General features: G+C 64.9%; 20 protein-coding genes. 14 read left to right on the forward strand and 6 right to left on the reverse strand.

Features of this window, described 5'->3' with window-relative positions:
- The 4 genes from B2W55_RS18550 to dnaQ are packed head-to-tail and all read left to right on the forward strand — an operon-like array spanning nucleotide 1 to nucleotide 2,843.
- Complete coding sequence (locus B2W55_RS18550; protein WP_024583074.1) at nucleotides 1-837, forward strand: pyruvate, water dikinase regulatory protein; 837 nt, start codon at nucleotides 1-3, stop codon at nucleotides 835-837.
- Nucleotides 838-847: 10 nt separating this feature from the next.
- Nucleotides 848-1,456 (forward strand): Maf family protein, encoded by a 609-nt coding sequence (locus B2W55_RS18555; RefSeq protein ID WP_024583073.1) that lies wholly within the window; start codon nucleotides 848-850, stop codon nucleotides 1,454-1,456.
- 36 nt (nucleotides 1,457-1,492) lie between these two features.
- Nucleotides 1,493-2,092 (forward strand): dephospho-CoA kinase, encoded by a 600-nt coding sequence (coaE, locus tag B2W55_RS18560; protein ID WP_024583072.1) that lies wholly within the window; start codon nucleotides 1,493-1,495, stop codon nucleotides 2,090-2,092.
- Between the two features lie 28 nt (nucleotides 2,093-2,120).
- Complete coding sequence (gene dnaQ / locus B2W55_RS18565; protein WP_024583071.1) at nucleotides 2,121-2,843, forward strand: DNA polymerase III subunit epsilon; 723 nt, start codon at nucleotides 2,121-2,123, stop codon at nucleotides 2,841-2,843.
- 105 nt (nucleotides 2,844-2,948) lie between these two features.
- Here dnaQ and secB read toward each other — a convergent pair whose 3' ends face one another.
- Nucleotides 2,949-3,437, reverse strand: coding sequence for a protein-export chaperone SecB (secB, locus tag B2W55_RS18570; protein ID WP_024583070.1), 489 nt, complete (start codon nucleotides 3,435-3,437; stop codon nucleotides 2,949-2,951).
- Nucleotides 3,438-3,860: 423 nt separating this feature from the next.
- On the opposite strand from secB, the gene B2W55_RS18575 reads away from it, so the two are divergent.
- Genes B2W55_RS18575 through B2W55_RS18585 form a run of 3 tightly spaced genes read left to right on the forward strand, consistent with a single transcriptional unit; the run spans nucleotide 3,861 to nucleotide 6,758 of the window.
- Nucleotides 3,861-4,565, forward strand: coding sequence for a Tim44/TimA family putative adaptor protein (locus B2W55_RS18575; protein ID WP_024583069.1), 705 nt, complete (start codon nucleotides 3,861-3,863; stop codon nucleotides 4,563-4,565).
- The gene (locus B2W55_RS18580; protein ID WP_244442279.1) at nucleotides 4,543-6,171 is read left to right on the forward strand and encodes an MltA domain-containing protein; all 1,629 of its coding nucleotides are present in this window, start codon (nucleotides 4,543-4,545) and stop codon (nucleotides 6,169-6,171) included. The genes B2W55_RS18575 and B2W55_RS18580 overlap by 23 nt, the downstream gene beginning before the upstream one ends.
- Nucleotides 6,168-6,758, forward strand: a complete 591-nt coding sequence (locus tag B2W55_RS18585; protein WP_024583067.1) for a Smr/MutS family protein — start codon at nucleotides 6,168-6,170, stop codon at nucleotides 6,756-6,758. Before B2W55_RS18580 ends, B2W55_RS18585 begins: the two co-directional genes overlap by 4 nt.
- 8 nt (nucleotides 6,759-6,766) lie before the next feature.
- Here the strand turns inward: B2W55_RS18585 and B2W55_RS18590 are convergent, their stop codons facing one another.
- The 5 genes from B2W55_RS18590 to hslV form a co-directional block, all read right to left on the reverse strand.
- Nucleotides 6,767-7,891, reverse strand: a complete 1,125-nt coding sequence (locus tag B2W55_RS18590) for a hypothetical protein (protein WP_024583066.1) — start codon at nucleotides 7,889-7,891, stop codon at nucleotides 6,767-6,769.
- A 150-nt stretch (nucleotides 7,892-8,041) separates the two neighbouring features.
- On the reverse strand, nucleotides 8,042-9,346 hold the full coding sequence (hslU, locus tag B2W55_RS18595) for an ATP-dependent protease ATPase subunit HslU (RefSeq protein ID WP_024583065.1): 1,305 nt from the start codon (nucleotides 9,344-9,346) through the stop codon (nucleotides 8,042-8,044).
- 75 nt (nucleotides 9,347-9,421) lie between these two features.
- A complete protein-coding gene (locus B2W55_RS18600) occupies nucleotides 9,422-10,018 on the reverse strand; it encodes a DUF2585 domain-containing protein (protein ID WP_024583064.1) in 597 nt (198 codons plus the stop codon).
- The gene (locus B2W55_RS18605; RefSeq protein ID WP_024583063.1) at nucleotides 10,015-10,500 is read right to left on the reverse strand and encodes a GNAT family N-acetyltransferase; all 486 of its coding nucleotides are present in this window, start codon (nucleotides 10,498-10,500) and stop codon (nucleotides 10,015-10,017) included. Before B2W55_RS18605 ends, B2W55_RS18600 begins: the two co-directional genes overlap by 4 nt.
- 2 nt (nucleotides 10,501-10,502) lie before the next feature.
- Nucleotides 10,503-11,060: an ATP-dependent protease subunit HslV gene (gene hslV, locus B2W55_RS18610; RefSeq protein ID WP_024583062.1), complete on the reverse strand. Its 558-nt coding sequence runs from the start codon at nucleotides 11,058-11,060 to the stop codon at nucleotides 10,503-10,505.
- 267 nt (nucleotides 11,061-11,327) lie between these two features.
- Here hslV and hisB point away from each other — a divergent pair, with 267 nt between their 5' ends.
- From hisB to coaA, 7 genes are all read left to right on the forward strand, one after another.
- A complete protein-coding gene (gene hisB / locus B2W55_RS18615; protein ID WP_024583061.1) occupies nucleotides 11,328-11,921 on the forward strand; it encodes an imidazoleglycerol-phosphate dehydratase HisB in 594 nt (197 codons plus the stop codon).
- Nucleotides 11,922-11,948: 27 nt separating this feature from the next.
- Complete coding sequence (locus B2W55_RS18620) at nucleotides 11,949-12,479, forward strand: DUF2628 domain-containing protein (protein ID WP_024583060.1); 531 nt, start codon at nucleotides 11,949-11,951, stop codon at nucleotides 12,477-12,479.
- A complete protein-coding gene (gene hisH / locus B2W55_RS18625; protein ID WP_024583059.1) occupies nucleotides 12,476-13,126 on the forward strand; it encodes an imidazole glycerol phosphate synthase subunit HisH in 651 nt (216 codons plus the stop codon). The genes B2W55_RS18620 and hisH overlap by 4 nt, the downstream gene beginning before the upstream one ends.
- On the forward strand, nucleotides 13,123-13,863 hold the full coding sequence (gene hisA, locus B2W55_RS18630) for a 1-(5-phosphoribosyl)-5-[(5-phosphoribosylamino)methylideneamino]imidazole-4-carboxamide isomerase (protein WP_024583058.1): 741 nt from the start codon (nucleotides 13,123-13,125) through the stop codon (nucleotides 13,861-13,863). The genes hisH and hisA overlap by 4 nt, the downstream gene beginning before the upstream one ends.
- Nucleotides 13,864-13,872: 9 nt before the next feature.
- A complete protein-coding gene (gene hisF, locus B2W55_RS18635; protein ID WP_024583057.1) occupies nucleotides 13,873-14,649 on the forward strand; it encodes an imidazole glycerol phosphate synthase subunit HisF in 777 nt (258 codons plus the stop codon).
- Nucleotides 14,650-14,758: 109 nt separating this feature from the next.
- Nucleotides 14,759-15,082 carry a phosphoribosyl-ATP diphosphatase gene (locus B2W55_RS18640; protein ID WP_024583056.1) on the forward strand — a complete coding sequence of 108 codons (324 nt, stop codon included), beginning with the start codon at nucleotides 14,759-14,761 and terminating at the stop codon, nucleotides 15,080-15,082.
- Nucleotides 15,083-15,098: 16 nt separating this feature from the next.
- Nucleotides 15,099-16,055 (forward strand): type I pantothenate kinase, encoded by a 957-nt coding sequence (coaA, locus tag B2W55_RS18645; RefSeq protein WP_024583055.1) that lies wholly within the window; start codon nucleotides 15,099-15,101, stop codon nucleotides 16,053-16,055.
- Nucleotides 16,056-16,127 lie beyond the last annotated feature (72 nt).

Below are 16,127 nucleotides of genomic sequence, written 5' to 3' on the forward strand. Positions count from 1 at the left end.
GTGCCGACGACCTCCAACTATTTCCATCTGCATCTGGTGTCGGACTCGACCGGCGAGACGCTGATCACCGTGGCGCGCGCGGTCGCCGCGCAGTACGCCAATGTCACCGCGGTCGAGCATGTCTATCCGTTGGTGCGCAGCCAGAAGCAGCTCGATCGCGTGCTCGACGAGATCGAGGAATCCCCGGGCATCGTGCTGTTCACGCTGCTGGAGAAGGACCTGGTCGGCCGGCTCGAAGGCAAGTGCAGGGAGATCAACGTTCCGAGCCTGTCGATCATCGGGCCGGTGATGCAATTGTTCGAGGCGTATCTGGGTGCTGCGACCACCGGGCGGGTCGGCGCGCAACACGTGCTCAACGCGGAATATTTCGCCCGCATCGATGCGCTCAACTTCACGATGATGCATGACGACGGTCAGCATGTCGAAGGCCTCGAGGAGGCCGATGTGGTGCTGGTCGGGGTGTCGCGTACCTCGAAGACGCCGACCTCGATCTACCTCGCCAACCGCGGCATCAGGACTGCGAACGTGCCGCTGGTGCCGGGAATTCCGCTGCCGCATCAGCTCGAGACCTTGAAGAAGCCGCTGGTGGTCAGCCTGCATGCGACACCCGAGCGCCTGATCCAGGTCCGGCAGAACCGCCTACTGACGATGGGCGACCGCGACAATGACACCTACATCGACAAGCAGTCGGTGGCCGACGAGGTGGCCTTTGCGCGGCGCCTGAGCGCGAAATTCAACTGGGCGCTGCTCGACGTGACGCGCCGTTCGATCGAGGAAACGGCGGCCGCGGTGATGAAGCTCTATAACGACCGTCAGCGCGCGCGGCCGTTGGAGTGATCACCTCGTCATGATGATCTGGCGCGACCCACAGAAGCTGATCCTGGCCTCGCAAAGTCGTGCGCGCAGGATGCTGCTCGAAAATGCCGGCCTCGATTTCGAGGCGCTGCCGGCCGATATCGACGAACGCGGCGTGCAGACCAATTCCGGCCTTTCGGCGCCGGGAGAGATCGCTTCGCTCTTGGCGCGCGAGAAGGCGCTGTTCATATCCAGGCAGAAGCCCGGTCGGTATGTCGTCGGCGCCGATCAGACCTTGGCGCTGGGGCAACGGATGTTCAGCAAGCCGGCCGGCCGCGCGCAGGCTGCCGAGCAGCTCGGTCTGCTGGCGGGCCAGACCCATGAGCTGCATTCCGCAGTCTCGGTGGCGCGTAATGGAGAAATCCTGTTCGATGACGTCAGCGTCGCCCGCATGACGATGCGGCCGCTCGCCGCCGGCGAGATCGCGGCCTATCTCGACCAGGCCGGGGAGGCGGTGACGACCAGCGTCGGCGCCTACCAGCTCGAAGGCCTCGGCGTGCATCTGTTCGAGCGGATCGAAGGCGACCATTTCACCATCCTCGGTCTGCCGCTATTGTCGCTGCTGGCGTTCCTGCGCCGCGAACGACTGCTCGCGGTGTGAGCCGCCGACATATGGCGACGGAGAGATGCTGAAGCGATGCTGATTGTTGGACTGACCGGCTCGATCGGGATGGGGAAATCCACCACGGCCAAACTGTTCATGGAGGCCGGCGTGCCGGTGTACGACGCCGATGCGGCCGTGCATCAACTCTATGAAGGCGAAGCTGCGCCGGCGATCGAGGCCGCGTTTCCCGGCACCACCGCCAATGGCAAGGTCGATCGCGCCAAGCTGTCGGCACGCGTGGTGCAGGACGCGGTGGCGATCAAGCAGCTCGAGCAGATCGTGCATCCGATGCTCGGCGCATCGCGCCAGAAATTCTTCGCCGACGCCGAGGCCGCCGGCGCGCCCATCGTCGTGCTCGACATCCCGCTGCTGTTCGAGACCGGCGGCGAGAAACGCGTCGATGCGGTCGTGGTCGTCACCACGTCGGCGGAACTGCAACGCGAGCGCGTGCTGGCGCGCGGCACCATGGATGCGGCGAAACTCGACGCCATCATCGCCAAGCAGATGCCGGATGCCGAGAAGCGCAAGCGCGCCGATTTCATCGTGGATACCTCGCACGGACTTGATCCGGTGCGGGCGCGCATCCGCGACATTCTGGACGAGATTGCTAAGATGCCGAAGCGGCGCGCCTGATTCGCGCCTTTTCGGACTTCCTCACGTCATGCGCGAAATCGTTCTCGATACCGAAACCACTGGCCTCGATCCGCTGCGCGGTGACCGGCTGGTCGAAATCGGCTGCGTCGAGATCTTCAACCGCATGCCGACCGGCCAGACCTATCACGTCTACATCAATCCCGAGCGCGACATGCCGGTGGAAGCGTTCAACGTGCACGGGCTGTCGACCGAGTTCCTGGCCAGCAAGCCGCTGTTCACCGAAGTGGTCGACGAGTTCCTGGCCTTTATCGGCGATACGCCGCTGGTGATCCACAACGCCTCGTTCGACATCAGCTTCATCAATGCCGAGCTCGACCGCATCAAGCGGAAGGCGATCCCGAAGGACCGGCTGGTCGATACGCTGCTGCTGGCGCGGCGCAAGCATCCCGGCGTGTCGAACCGGCTCGACGATCTCTGCTCGCGTTATCAGATCGACAATTCACGCCGCACCAAGCACGGCGCCTTGCTCGACGCCGAGCTGCTCGCCGAGGTCTATATCGACCTGATCGGAGCGCGGCAGTCGCAGCTCATCCTGGCATCGGAAACGTCGGATGCGCGCGCCGGCAGCCACAGTGATTCACCGCGGCGGCAGCGCGAGACCCCGTTGGTCGCACGGGTCAGCGATGCGGATCGCGAGGCCCACCGGGCCTTCGTTGGCACGCTCGGCGACAAGCCGATCTGGAACGATTACCTGCCGCCGCCCGCGCCTGCGGAAGCCCCCGCGGCTTGAATTCCTGATCCTGCGTCATTGCGAGGAGCGTTAGCGACGAAGCAATCCATTCTTGTGGCGAGATGGATTGCTTCGCTTCGCTCGCAATGACGGTCTATCCGGACTTCAGCTCGGCTTGACGCCGGAGGCGGCCTGGGCGGCTGCGGCGCGTTCCATGTTCTGGCGGTAGAGGCCGACGAAATCGACCGGGTCGAGCAGCAGGGGCGGGAAGCCGCCGTCGCGGACCGAGGTGGCGACGATCTCGCGCGCGAACGGGAACAGCAGCCGCGGGCACTCGATCATGACCAGCGGGTGCAGGTTCTCCTGCGGCACATTCAGGATACGGAACACGCCGGCATAGGCCAGGTCGAAGCTGAACATCACCTTGCCGGCCGACTCCGCCTTGCCCTCGACCGAGAGGATCACCTCGTACTCGTTCTCGGACAGGTTGTTGGCGGAGACGTTGATCTGGATGTTGATCGCCGGCTGTTGCTGCTGCTGGCCGAGCGATGCCGGGGCATTCGGGTTCTCGAACGACAGGTCCTTGGTGTACTGCGCCAGCACGTTGAGCTGGGGAGCGGCCTGTTCGACAGGGGCGCCGTTGCCATTGGTCATGAAATGTCTCCTGGAGCAGCGCTCGATGGACAGGATGTCCGACGGCACGCGTTAAGGTGTTGGGAATGCCGATGCCGGGCGAGTGGCTATCATAGGCCCGGCTCGGTCCACAAGGACGACGAACGAACGCATTCCGGCACGGCCACGGCCAGATTGTCCGGCCAAAAGGCCGCGAGTACGGGTCTGCCGAATCTCTTAACGGCTTCCTAAATTATTGAAGATGCGCGATTTCCTGAAAGGAACGGGTTTCCCCCCGGCTCCAAAACGCGCTACACTTGCCCGTGCCAAAAAGCGCCATTGGCCGAGCATAGTTTCGTGCCTACATGCTGCGGACTCAATCGGCGATGTAATCTCTGCCGTTCCCGACCGGGAACGCTTTGACGGCCGGCCCGTTGCCGGCAGAGACCAGAAAGCGAAATCGACGTGGATATCTACACCATCATTTTCCTGGCGCTGGCCGTATTTATCTTCCTGCGCCTGCGCAGCGTTCTCGGACAGCGCACGGGAAGCGAGCGGCCGCCTTATGATCGTGCGGCTCCCAACGTCGTGCAGCGCGGCCAGGACAACAACGTCGTGCCGATCCCGGGGTCGGTGGTCGACCAGCCGACCGCGGCGCCGGCGGCCGAGCCGGTCGAACCCACGGAACGCTGGAAGGGCATCGCCGAGCCCGGCACGCCGCTGGCGCAGGGGCTCGATGCGGTCGTGGCCCAGGATTCCGCGTTCGATCCGCGGCATTTCCTCTCCGGCGCCCGCTCGGCCTATGAAATGATCGTGCTGGCGTTCGCCAATGGCGATCGCCGTGCGCTGCGCGACCTGCTGTCGACCGAGGTCTATGAGAGCTTCGAGGCGGCGATCAAGGATCGCGAGAAGCACGAGCAGAAGACCGAGACCCGGTTCGTGTCGATCGACAAGGCCGAGATCGTCAGCGCGGAGACGCGCGATCGCTCGACCCAGCTCACCGTCCGCTTCGTGTCGCAGATGATCTCGGTGACGCGCGACAAGGCGGGCACCATCGTCGACGGCAGCCCGGACAAGGTCGCCGACATCACCGACGTCTGGACATTCGCCCGCGACTCGACTTCCCGCGATCCGAACTGGAAGCTGGTTGGCACTGGAAGCGCTCACTAAACATCTCAGCTACGGGCGCCTCGCGGTCGCGTGTTGTGCGCTCGCCGTGTTATGCTCCACCGCGGCGATCGCCGCGCGCAAATGGGGCCGGCATACCCCGCCCCGACACGAGCTCAGCCATCCGATCCCCTATCCCAATCTGGAATTGCCGTTGCAGGTCAGCGGCAGCCAGTATGAACCGCTGACCTGGCCCAATGTCGCGGGCTGGGGCGACGACGATCATCTCGCCGCCTACAAGGCGTTTCGCACCAGCTGCAAGCCGATCGCCGCCCAGCAGGGCGCGCCCGCGGATTCGAAAGCGCTCGGCAGCTCGCTGCGCGATCCCTGCCGGATCGCCAAGGGGCTCGCGCTCAGCGACGGCGTCAAGGCGAAGGAATTCTTCGAGCAGAATTTCGTGCCGCTGCGCATCTCGCGGCTCGGCGAGGATGCCGGCTTCGTCACCGGCTATTACGAGCCGGTGCTCGACGGGTCGAAGACCCAGACCGACGTCTACAACGTTCCGGTCTATCGCCGGCCCTCCAACCTGTTCGTGCGCGGCAAGACGCAAGCCTCGGTCGGGCTGCCCAACGGCGGTCCGGTGTATCGCAAGATCGGCCGGCGCAAGCTCGTGCCGTATTACGACCGCGCCCAGATCGAGGACGGCGCGATCGCCGGCCGCGGACTCGAGCTCTGCTGGCTGAAGAGCCAGACCGACCTGCTGTTCGCGCAGATCCAGGGCTCGGCGCGGATCAAATTCGACGACGGCACCACGCTGCGCATCAATTACGACGCGCATAATGGTTATCCCTATACGCCGGTCGGGCGGGTCCTGATCGACCGCGGCATCATCCCGAAGGATCAGATGTCGATGCAGAAGATCAGGGAATGGATGGACCAGAACCCCGACGGTGCCAAGGAGCTGCGGCGGCAGAACCGCGCCTACGTGTTCTTCCGCGAAGTCCCGCTGTCCGACAAGGACGAAGCGGTCGGCGCGCAGGGGGTGCCGCTGACGCCCGGCCGTTCGATCGCGGTCGACAAGGCGCTGCATGTCTACGGCACGCCGTTCTTCATCGCCGGCGAGCTGCCGATCGAATCCGAGCAGTCGAAGACCCCGTTCCACCGGCTGATGATCGCGCAGGACACCGGATCGGCGATCGTCGGCCCGGCCCGTGCCGATCTCTATTTCGGCGCCGGCGCGGACGCCGGAAAGGTCTCCGGCCGGCTGCGGCACAACATGCAGTTCGTGATGCTGGTGCCGAAGGCGCTCGACCCGGTCGCGCGCGGCCACAAGCTGCCGGTCCCCGAGGACCGGCCGTCGGCCAGGATCGCGAAACTGTTTCCCCAGACCGATCCGCAACCGGACAAGCCGGCGGAAAAGCCCGCCGATGTGCCGACGGCGACGGTCACCAAGGGCGCGAAGGCCGCCACCAAGGACGGGGCTGCCACCACGGCCAAGGCGCCAGCCGTCGCGCCGGATGCGGCGTCCACCAAGCCTGCCGCAACAACCCCTGTTGCGCAGGCAGCGCCTGTGGCAGAACCGGTGCCATTGCCGGTCGCCCGGCCCGACATTCCGCAAGATCAGGAGCAGCGGCGCAGCCGGCGCATTCGCCATCACCGCGACCAATGAAACGTCCCGCGCCGATTCCCGACCTCTCCGCTCCGTCGCGGCGCAAGCGTGCGCTCAGCGAGGAAGAGCGTGCGCTCTGGGAGAGCGTCGCGAAGCAGGTCAAGCCGCTGCGCAAGCGACCGACCGCAGCGAAAACACATGCGGCCGCCTTCGATCCCGTGACCCCTCGCGCGGCCGCAAAGCCGATCCCAGTCAAGGCGGTGGCGCCGGTGAAATCCGTCACCCCGCCGCGTCCGCAGATGCCGCCGCTGGCGCCGATCGGCCGCCGCGAGCGGGCAAAGCTGTCGCGCGGCAGGCAGGAGATCGATGCGCGGCTCGACCTGCACGGCATGACGCAGATCCGTGCGCACCGGGTGCTGTTCGCCTTCCTGCAACGCGCGCATCATGACGGGCTCACCTTCGTGCTGGTCATCACCGGCAAGGGCAAGGTCGGCGGTCTCGACGCCGAGCGCGGCGTGTTGCGCCGCCAGGTGCCGGAATGGCTCGGCCTGCCGGAATTCCGCTCGCTGGTCGTCGGCTTCGAGGAGGCGCATATCGGCCATGGCGGCGAGGGCGCGCTCTATGTGCGGGTGCGGCGCGCGCGCTGAGCGTGCGATCAGAACGGCCGGACGATTCCGACGCGCGGGATCAGCGTCACGATCCAGCCCAGGACCGTCGTCTTGCGATCGTCCGCCGGAATCACCGGCACCTCTTTCGAGGCCGGCAGCATTTTCACGGCATGCAGCATCAGGAACATGCAGACCGCCCAGTTCGAGATCCAGCGCGAATAGTCGAACACGGTTACGAACATCACGACATAGCCGGCGCTGATCATGACGAGCGCGGCGAGCACGATCCGCCGATGCAGTTCGCTTGCCAGCGCTTCGATCAACCGCGTGAAATAGCGCCACAGCGGCGTGTGCAGCCAGATCAGCAGCGCAAACACCGGCACGCCCAGGATGTTCGAGGGCATCCGCGCCCAGGTGTCGGCGAACTCCTTCGACAGCGGCTGGTACCAGATGTAGCCGAACTCCAGCAGGTCGGTCCGCGATGGATCGGCCATCCGGCTTTGCAGGTGACGGAGGAATTCGTCATAGGGCACGTCGACGGTGCCGGCGAACTGCGCCACCAGGAACAGGATGCCGACCGCGGCCAGCGCCACCAGCCCGACGGCCAAGTTTCGCGGCGTCGCGCCCTGTACCAGATAGAAGCGCAGCACCACGATCACGGCGATCGTCGGCACATACATCAGGACGAAGATGTGGTGGATCAGGATCAGCACGATCGAGAACGCAGCCGCGACCAGGACATAGGTGACCGAGCGCGCCGGGATCAGCAGCAGCAGGATCGTCAACGCACAGCCATAGATGTCGAAATGGCCGAGCGTGTGCATGAAGTTCTTCAGGAAGAACGGCGATCCCGCAATGAAAACGAACAGCGGCCAATGCGCGTCGTCGAGGCCGAACGTCCGCTGAAACAGCCTGACGAACAGTCCGAGCGTCACCAGCCAGATCGCGCCGGCCAGCGCGAACACCAGCCACACCGGCACCTTGTCGGTGAACAGCGACACGATCGCGCCGATCAGCGCGCGTTTGGTGAAGCCGTAGTGATAATCGACCAAGAGATGGATGTAGGGGACGAAAGGCGGCAGCGCGATCTTGTGCAGGAACACCCCGACCAGCACGGCCGCGTTGACGGCCAGCATCAGGCGCCAGGGGTTCTGCGTCACCCACAGATTCATTGATCGCCTACTCACGTCGTCCCGGCGAAGGCCGGGACCCATTACCACCGATGGCAGTTTTAGAAGGAATGTCGGCCCGAGTCTTGGTCACTACTGACTTCGGGAGTTACGGGCCCCGGCCTTCGCCGGGGCGACGAGAGGCTGCAACGTCTACAAAATAAACCGGCTGAGATCGGCGTTCTTGGCGAGATCGCCGACATGCCTCGTCACGTAGTCGGCGTCGACCTGGATGGTCTCGCCGTGACGGTCGGGTGCAGTGAAGGAAATGTCGTCCAGCACCCGCTCCATCACGGTTTGCAGCCGCCGCGCGCCGATATTCTCGACGGTGGAATTGACCGCCACCGCGACATCGGCGAGCGCGTCGATCGCGCCGTCGGTGATGTCGAGCGTGACGCCCTCGGTCTTCATCAGCGCGACATATTGCTTGATCAGCGACGCTTCCGGCTCGGTCAGGATCCGGCGCATGTCGTCGCGGGTCAGCGCCTGCAACTCGACGCGGATCGGCAGCCGGCCCTGTAATTCCGGCAGCAGGTCCGAGGGCTTGGCGATATGGAAGGCGCCGGAGGCGATGAACAGGATGTGGTCGGTCTTGACCGCGCCGTGCTTGGTCGAGACCGTGGTGCCCTCGATCAGCGGCAGCAGATCGCGCTGCACGCCCTCGCGCGAGACATCGCCGCCGGCACGGTTCTCGCGCACGCAGATCTTGTCGATCTCGTCGAGGAACACGATGCCGTTGTTCTCGACCGCGCTGATCGCTTCCTGCACCAACTGATCGGTGTCGAGCAGCTTGTCGGATTCCTCGTTGACGAGGATCTCGTGCGAGCCTTCCACGGTCAGGCGGCGGGTCTTGCTGCGTCCGCCCATCTTGCCGAAGATGTCGCCGAGCGAGATCGCGCCCATCTGGGCGCCGGGCATGCCGGGAATCTCGAACATCGGCATGCCGCTGCCGGACGACTGGGTCTCGATCTCGATTTCCTTGTCGTTGAGCTCGCCGGCGCGCAGCTTCTTGCGGAACGACTCGCGGGTCGCCGGGCTCGATCCCGGGCCGACCAGCGCATCCAGCACGCGCTCCTCGGCGGCAAGCTGGGCGCGGGCCTGGACATCCTTGCGCTTGCGCTCGCGGGTCTGCGCGATCGCCACCTCGACGAGATCGCGGACGATCTGCTCGACGTCGCGGCCGACATAGCCGACCTCGGTGAACTTGGTGGCCTCGACCTTGAGGAACGGCGCGCCCGCGAGCTTGGCCAGCCGCCGCGCGATCTCGGTCTTGCCGACGCCGGTCGGCCCGATCATCAGGATGTTCTTGGGCAGAACCTCCTCACGCAGGGAACCGGCAAGTTGCAGCCGCCGCCAGCGGTTGCGCAGCGCGATCGACACGGCGCGCTTGGCGTCGGCCTGGCCGACGATGAAACGGTCAAGTTCGGAAACAATTTCGCGGGGGGAGAAGTCGGTCATTGGCTCTAGCTAGGTTGAATTCGTGGTCTCGGCAAGCGGCTGCGTTCCTTGGGCATGTTCCCTGGGCATGACCGCCTAAAGGATCGGCGGCCCGGCCTGCCACTGCCTGATCGCCTCGAACGGATGGATCAGCATGATGATGTTCAGCGTCAGATTGTCGCGAATGTGGAGCAGCATCACGGTTTCGAAGGCAACGCCGAACGCGATCGTTGCCGCAATCGGCAGCTTGCGCGCGAGCAGGAAGCCGAAAACCATCGCCAGCGTGTCCGACACCGAATTGACGATGGTGTCTCCGTAATAATCCAGCGAGATCGTGCCGGCGCGGTAGCGCTCGATGATCCAGTTGGAGTTTTCGACGAGCTCCCAGCTTCCTTCGATCAGCATCGCGACAATCAGCCGTGCCGGCCAGGCGAGACGAGGCAGCGCCAGGAAGGTCAGGCCGTAGAACAACAGGCCATGCAGCACATGCGACAGCGTGTACCAGTCGGTGATGTGCTGCGAATTCTCCGAGCTCTGGACTGCACCGTGCCAGAGTTTGACATAGCCGCAGGCGCAGATCGGCAGGCGGCCCATCGCATAAAGCAGCGCGGCCTGGAGTGCGAGCAGCGCGGCGGCGATTGCGAACCATTGCCAGGCTGAAACGCCGGCCTCGGGTTTCGGCGCGAGTGTCATGCGTCGCGGACCATCAATAGCGCCGGACCGTCGGGCGTCTCGACCGTGCCGGCTTCCTGAAAGCCCGCCTTCGTGTAGGCGCGCACGGCGCGCGCGTTGGCCGGATTGGGGTCGACAACGATGCGTGGCGCGCCTTGCGCCAGCCGTTGCTCGACAAAGGCGCGGATCAGCGCCGAACCGTGACCGCCGGCCACCATGTCCGGTGTGCCGATGAAGAGATCGATGCCGCGGGTGCCGTCAGGCTGGGCACCGAGGCCGCAATTCCACGCCGTCAGGTCGTAGCACTGGATGTAGCCGAAATCGCTGCCGTTGGCGGCGACGATGAACTGGTCCATCGCCGGCTCGTCGAGGTCGCCGCTGACCAGCGCATATTGCTCGGCCGGATCGCCCCACCACTCCCGGACATGCGGCTGTGCCAGCCACCGCTTGATCAGCGGCAGGTCGGCCGTCGTCATCGGACGGAAGTGGTAGGGGCTGGCCATGCTCAGCCGCCGATCGTCTCGATCGTCACGTTCCGGTTGGTGTAGACGCAGATGTCGGCCGCGATATCCAGCGCGCGGCGGACGATGGTCTCGGCGTCCTTGTCGGTATCGACCAGCGCGCGGGCTGCGGCGAGGGCATAATTACCACCGGAGCCGATCGCCATCACGCCGCTTTCCGGCTCGAGCACGTCGCCAGTGCCGGTCAGCACCAGGGAGACGTCCTTGTCGGCCACGATCATCATGGCCTCCAGCCGGCGCAGATAGCGGTCGGTCCGCCAGTCCTTGGCCAGTTCGACGGCCGCCCGGGTCAGCTGCCCCGGATATTGCTCCAGCTTGCTCTCCAGCCGCTCGAACAGGGTGAAGGCGTCGGCGGTGGCGCCGGCAAAGCCGCCGATCACGTCGCCCTTGCCGATCCGGCGGACCTTCTTGGCGTTGGCCTTGATCACGGTCTGGCCGATCGAGACCTGCCCGTCGCCGCCGATCACCACCTTGCCGCCCTTGCGGACCGTGCAGATCGTGGTGCCATGCCAGACCGGCAGCTCATTTTGGGATGCTTGCATAGGTTACCTCTCTCAGGCGCAGATTTAGGCGGTCCGGCAGGGGGTTACAATCGGGGGAAATCAGAGCGTTTTCGAGCGAAGCCTGTCCCGGGCTTGATCCGGGATGGGCACCGGTTCGCGTGAAGAAAACGCGTCAAAATTAGATCGGCAAGGAATTTAGGTCACCATGGCCCGGACTTGGGTCATTTCGAGGTCATCCCGCAGTAGCGAAGGTGACATCAGCCTGTTAAAAGACCGGCGTTTTCGGCACGGGAAAGCTCAATTTTCATGCGCACCGCAACCATCAAGCGCAAGACCAAGGAGACCGACATCGAGGTGACGGTCAACCTCGACGGAGCAGGCGTGTCCACGGTTTCGACCGGGATCGGCTTCTTCGACCATATGCTCGACCTCCTGGCCCGCCATTCGCGCATCGACATCACGGTGAAGGCGGATGGCGACCTCCATGTCGATTACCACCACACCACCGAAGACGTCGGAATCGCGCTCGGACAGGCGGTCAAGCAGGCGCTCGGCAACATGGCCGGCATCACCCGCTACGCCTCGATCCACATGCCGATGGACGAGACGCTGTCGCGCGTCGTGATCGACATTTCCGGCCGCCCGGTGCTGGTGTTCAAGGTCGAGTTCCCGCGCGACAAGATCGGCGAGTTCGACACCGAGTTGGTGCGCGAATGGTTCAATGCCTTCACGATGAACGCCGGCGTGACTCTCCACGTCGAGACCCTATATGGCGAGAACAGCCATCATATCTCCGAATCCTGCTTCAAGGGTTTGGCGAGGGCGCTCCGGACCGCGGTTGCGATTGATCCGCGCGTCCAGGGCGAGGTGCCCTCGACCAAGGGTCAGCTCGGCGGCTGACATCGACGACATTCGGCGGAGCTTTCGATGCCGGTCTACACAGTGCATGCCCCTGTGGCCAACGGTGCCGATCTTTCGGCGACCGACAAGATCACCTTCGTGCGCGACGGCTTCCATTTCTGGGCCGCGGTCGCGGGCGTGGTCTGGCTGATCTGGAACCGGCTCTGGCTGGCGCTGATCGGCTGGCTCGTCGTCACCTTCGTGATTGATTTTGCCCTGACCAAGCTCGGCGTCGCTCGCGGTGCGATCCTGCTCGTCGACCTGGTGCTGATGCTGTTGCTCGGCCTCGAGGCAGCGAGCCTGCAACGCTGGACATTGTCGCGGCGCAAATGGCGCCAGCTCGACATCGTCGTGGCTGACGACGAGGAGGCGGCCGAGCGCCGCTTCTTCGAGCGCTGGACCGCGCGTCGTCGCGGCCTCGTCAACGACCAGCGATCGGTCGACCGCGGCGGCCCACCGCCCACCCGGGACGTGCCGGGCCAGTCATTCTCAAAGCCCCCGCCGATGCCGCAAGGCGGCATCATCGGATTGTTTCCAGAGCCAGGAGGATCGCGATGACGGTTGCAATCATCGACTACGGCTCCGGCAATCTGCATTCGGCGGCGAAAGCCTTCGAGCGCGCCGCGCGCAGCATGGAGGATCCGCAAGCCATCAAGGTGACGCGCGATCCCGACGCGGTGTATCGCGCCGATCGCATCGTGCTGCCCGGCGTCGGCGCCTTTGCCGATTGCCGCCGCGGCGTCGACGCGGTCGACGGCATGCTGGAGGCGCTCACCGAGGCGGTGCGGGTCAAGGCGCGGCCGTTCTTCGGCATCTGCGTCGGCATGCAGCTGATGGCGACGCGCGGCAAGGAGCACGTCATCACCGAGGGCTTTGACTGGATCGGCGGCGACGTCGTCAAGATCGAGCCGCGTGACGAGAACCTGAAGGTCCCGCATATGGGCTGGAATACGCTCGACATGGTGCGCGAGCATCCGGTGCTGGAGCGGCTGCCGCTCGGCCCGAAGGGACGCCACGCCTATTTCGTGCACTCCTATCACCTCAACGCCGCCAACGAGGGCGACGTGCTGGCGCGCGCCGACTATGGCGGGCCGGTGACCGCGATCGTCGGCAAGGACACCGCGATCGGGACCCAGTTTCACCCGGAAAAGAGCCAGCGCTTCGGCCTCGCTCTGATCTCCAATTTCTTGAAGTGGAAGCCGTGATTCTCTTTCCAGCGGTTGATCTGAAGAACGGCCAGTGCGTGCGCCTGGAGCAGGGCGACATGGCGCGCGCCACCGTGTTCAATCTCGATCCGGCGGCGCAGGCCAGGAGCTTCGCCGCGCAGGGCTTCGAATATCTCCACGTGGTCGATCTCGACGGGGCGTTCGCCGGCAAGCCGATGAACGCTCATGCGGTTGAGGCGATGCTGAAGGCCGTCACCATGCCGGTGCAGCTCGGCGGCGGCATCCGCGACCTCGCGACCATTGAGGCCTGGCTCGGCAAGGGCATCACGCGCGTCATCATCGGCACCGCGGCGGTGCGCGATCCGGAACTCGTGAAGGGCGCGGCGAAGACATTCCCCGGCCGCGTCGCCGTGGGCCTCGATGCCCGCGACGGCAAGGTCGCGGTCGAAGGCTGGGCCGAGACCTCCCATGTCACCGCGCTCGAGATCGCGCAGCGATTCGAGGATGCCGGCGTTGCCGCGATCATCTTCACCGATATCGCGCGCGACGGCCTGCTCAAGGGCCTCAACCTCGATGCGACCATCGCGCTCGCCGATCGCATCTCGATTCCGGTGATCGCTTCAGGCGGCTTTGCCTCGATCGACGACGTCAAGGCGCTGCTGGAGCCGCGTGCGAACAAGCTTGCCGGCGCCATCGTCGGCAGGGCTTTGTATGACGGGCGGCTCGATCCCGCCGCCGCGCTGACGCTGATCAAGAGCGCACGAACCGCGGCCTAGGAGAAAACCATGTTCAAGGTTCGCGTGATCCCCTGCCTCGACGTCAAGGACGGGCGCGTGGTCAAGGGCGTCAACTTCGTCGACCTGCGCGACGCCGGCGATCCGGTCGAGGCCGCGATCGCCTATGACGCCGCCGGCGCCGACGAGCTCACCTTCCTCGACATTACCGCCACGCATGAGAACCGCGGCATCATCCTCGACGTGGTGCGGCGGACCGCGGAAGCCTGCTTCATGCCGCTGACGGTCGGCGGCGGCGTCCGCACCGTCGACGACATCAAGACCCTGCTGCGCTACGGCGCGGACAAGGTCTCGATCAATTCGGCGGCGGTCAGCCGGCGCGAGTTCGTCAAGGAAGCTGCCGAGAAGTTCGGCGAGCAATGCATCGTGGTTGCGATCGACGCCAAGCGGGTCAAGCGCGCCGGCGGCTCGGACCGCTGGGAGATCTTCACCCATGGTGGACGAAATGCCACCGGGATCGACGCCATCGAATATGCCCAGGAGGTCGTCGCGCTCGGCGCGGGAGAGATCCTGTTGACCTCGATGGATCGGGACGGCACGCGGCAGGGCTTTGACCTGCCGCTGACCCGCCAGATCGCGGACAGTGTCCCTGTACCGGTTATCGCGTCGGGCGGCGTCGGCAATCTCGATCATCTGGTCGATGGCGTCCGTGAGGGCCATGCCACCGGCGTGCTGGCGGCGTCGATCTTCCACTTCGGGGAATTTACCATCCGCCAGGCCAAGGATCACATGGTGCGCGCCGGTTTGCCGATGCGTCTCGATCCGTAGCGCGTGGTTCGGAAACACAGTGATCTGGGACTCCTTGTCACAAAAATGCTAAGTCCCAACGCAGGGATGGCACAACAGCAGTGCCGGTGCGCATGCTTGAGTTGAGTTGATGTCGCGTTTCACGATCCACGATCTGGCCGCCACCATCGACGCCCGCGCTGCAACGGGCGGCGAGGCGTCCTATACCCGCAAGCTGCTCGACAAGGGCGCGGAGCATTGCGCCAAGAAATTGGGCGAGGAGGCGGTCGAGACCGTGATCGCCGCGGTCGAGAATGACCGCGATCACCTCATCGCCGAAAGCGCCGATCTGGTGTTTCACCTGCTGGTTCTGTTGAAATCACGCGGCGTGAAGCTGGAGGATGTCGAGGCTGCGCTGGAGAAGCGCACCGTGATGTCCGGACTGGAAGAGAAGGCATCGCGCAAGCGCGATTGATCACGGGGAGGGCCTCATGGACATCCGGGCACCAGATCAGCAATACAATCCCTATCGTACCTTCACGCGCCAGCAATGGTCGCATCTGCGCGACGATACGCCGATGACGCTGGAGCCGGGCGAATTCGATCGCCTGCGTTCGATGCATGACCGCCTCGATTTGCAGGAGGTCGAGGACATCTACCTGCCACTGTCGCGGCTGCTTTCGATCTATGTCGATGCCACCCAGCGGCTGTATTATTCGCAGCGCCAGTTCCTCAACATCCGCGACCGCAAGATGCCCTATATCGTCGGCGTCGCCGGCTCGGTTGCGGTCGGCAAGTCGACCACGGCCCGCGTGTTGCAGGCGCTCTTGGCGCGCTGGTCGCCGCGGCCGAAGGTCGACCTGATCACGACCGACGGCTTCCTGTTTCCCAATGCGGTGCTCGAGCGCCAGGGCATCATGCAGAAGAAGGGCTTTCCGGAAAGCTACGACCTGCCGACGCTGCTGTCGTTCCTCAGCGACATCAAGGCCGGACGGCGCCGCGTGCGCGCGCCGGTCTATTCGCATCTGACCTACGACATCGTGCCAAACAAATGGGTCGAGATCGACCAGCCGGACATCCTGATCGTCGAGGGCGTCAACGTGCTGCAAACCGGCCGGCTGCCGCGCGACGGCAAGGCGGTGCCGTTCGTGTCCGACTTCTTCGATTTCTCGGTCTATATCGACGCCGACGAGGCGGTGCTGCGCAACTGGTACATCAAGCGCTTCCTGGCGCTGCGCGACACCGCGTTCACCGACCCCCGCTCCTACTTCCACCGCTATGCGCTGCTGTCGGACGAGGAAGCCACCGCGACCGCGATCGCGATCTGGGAGCGCACCAACCTCGCCAATCTCGAGGACAACATCCTGCCGACCCGTCCGCGCGCCACCCTGATCCTGAAGAAGGGCGCCGATCACGTGGTGCAATCGGTCGCCTTGCGGCGGCTGTAATTGTTCGCCACTCAAGCTTGCCACATCACGGCTGTCGTCCCCGCGAATGCGGGGAGGTGGATTCACACTCGA

It is taken from the genome of Bradyrhizobium sp. UBA2491 (genome assembly GCF_002341725.1).
In the GTDB taxonomy this organism is placed as follows: Bacteria; Pseudomonadota; Alphaproteobacteria; order Rhizobiales; family Xanthobacteraceae; genus Bradyrhizobium.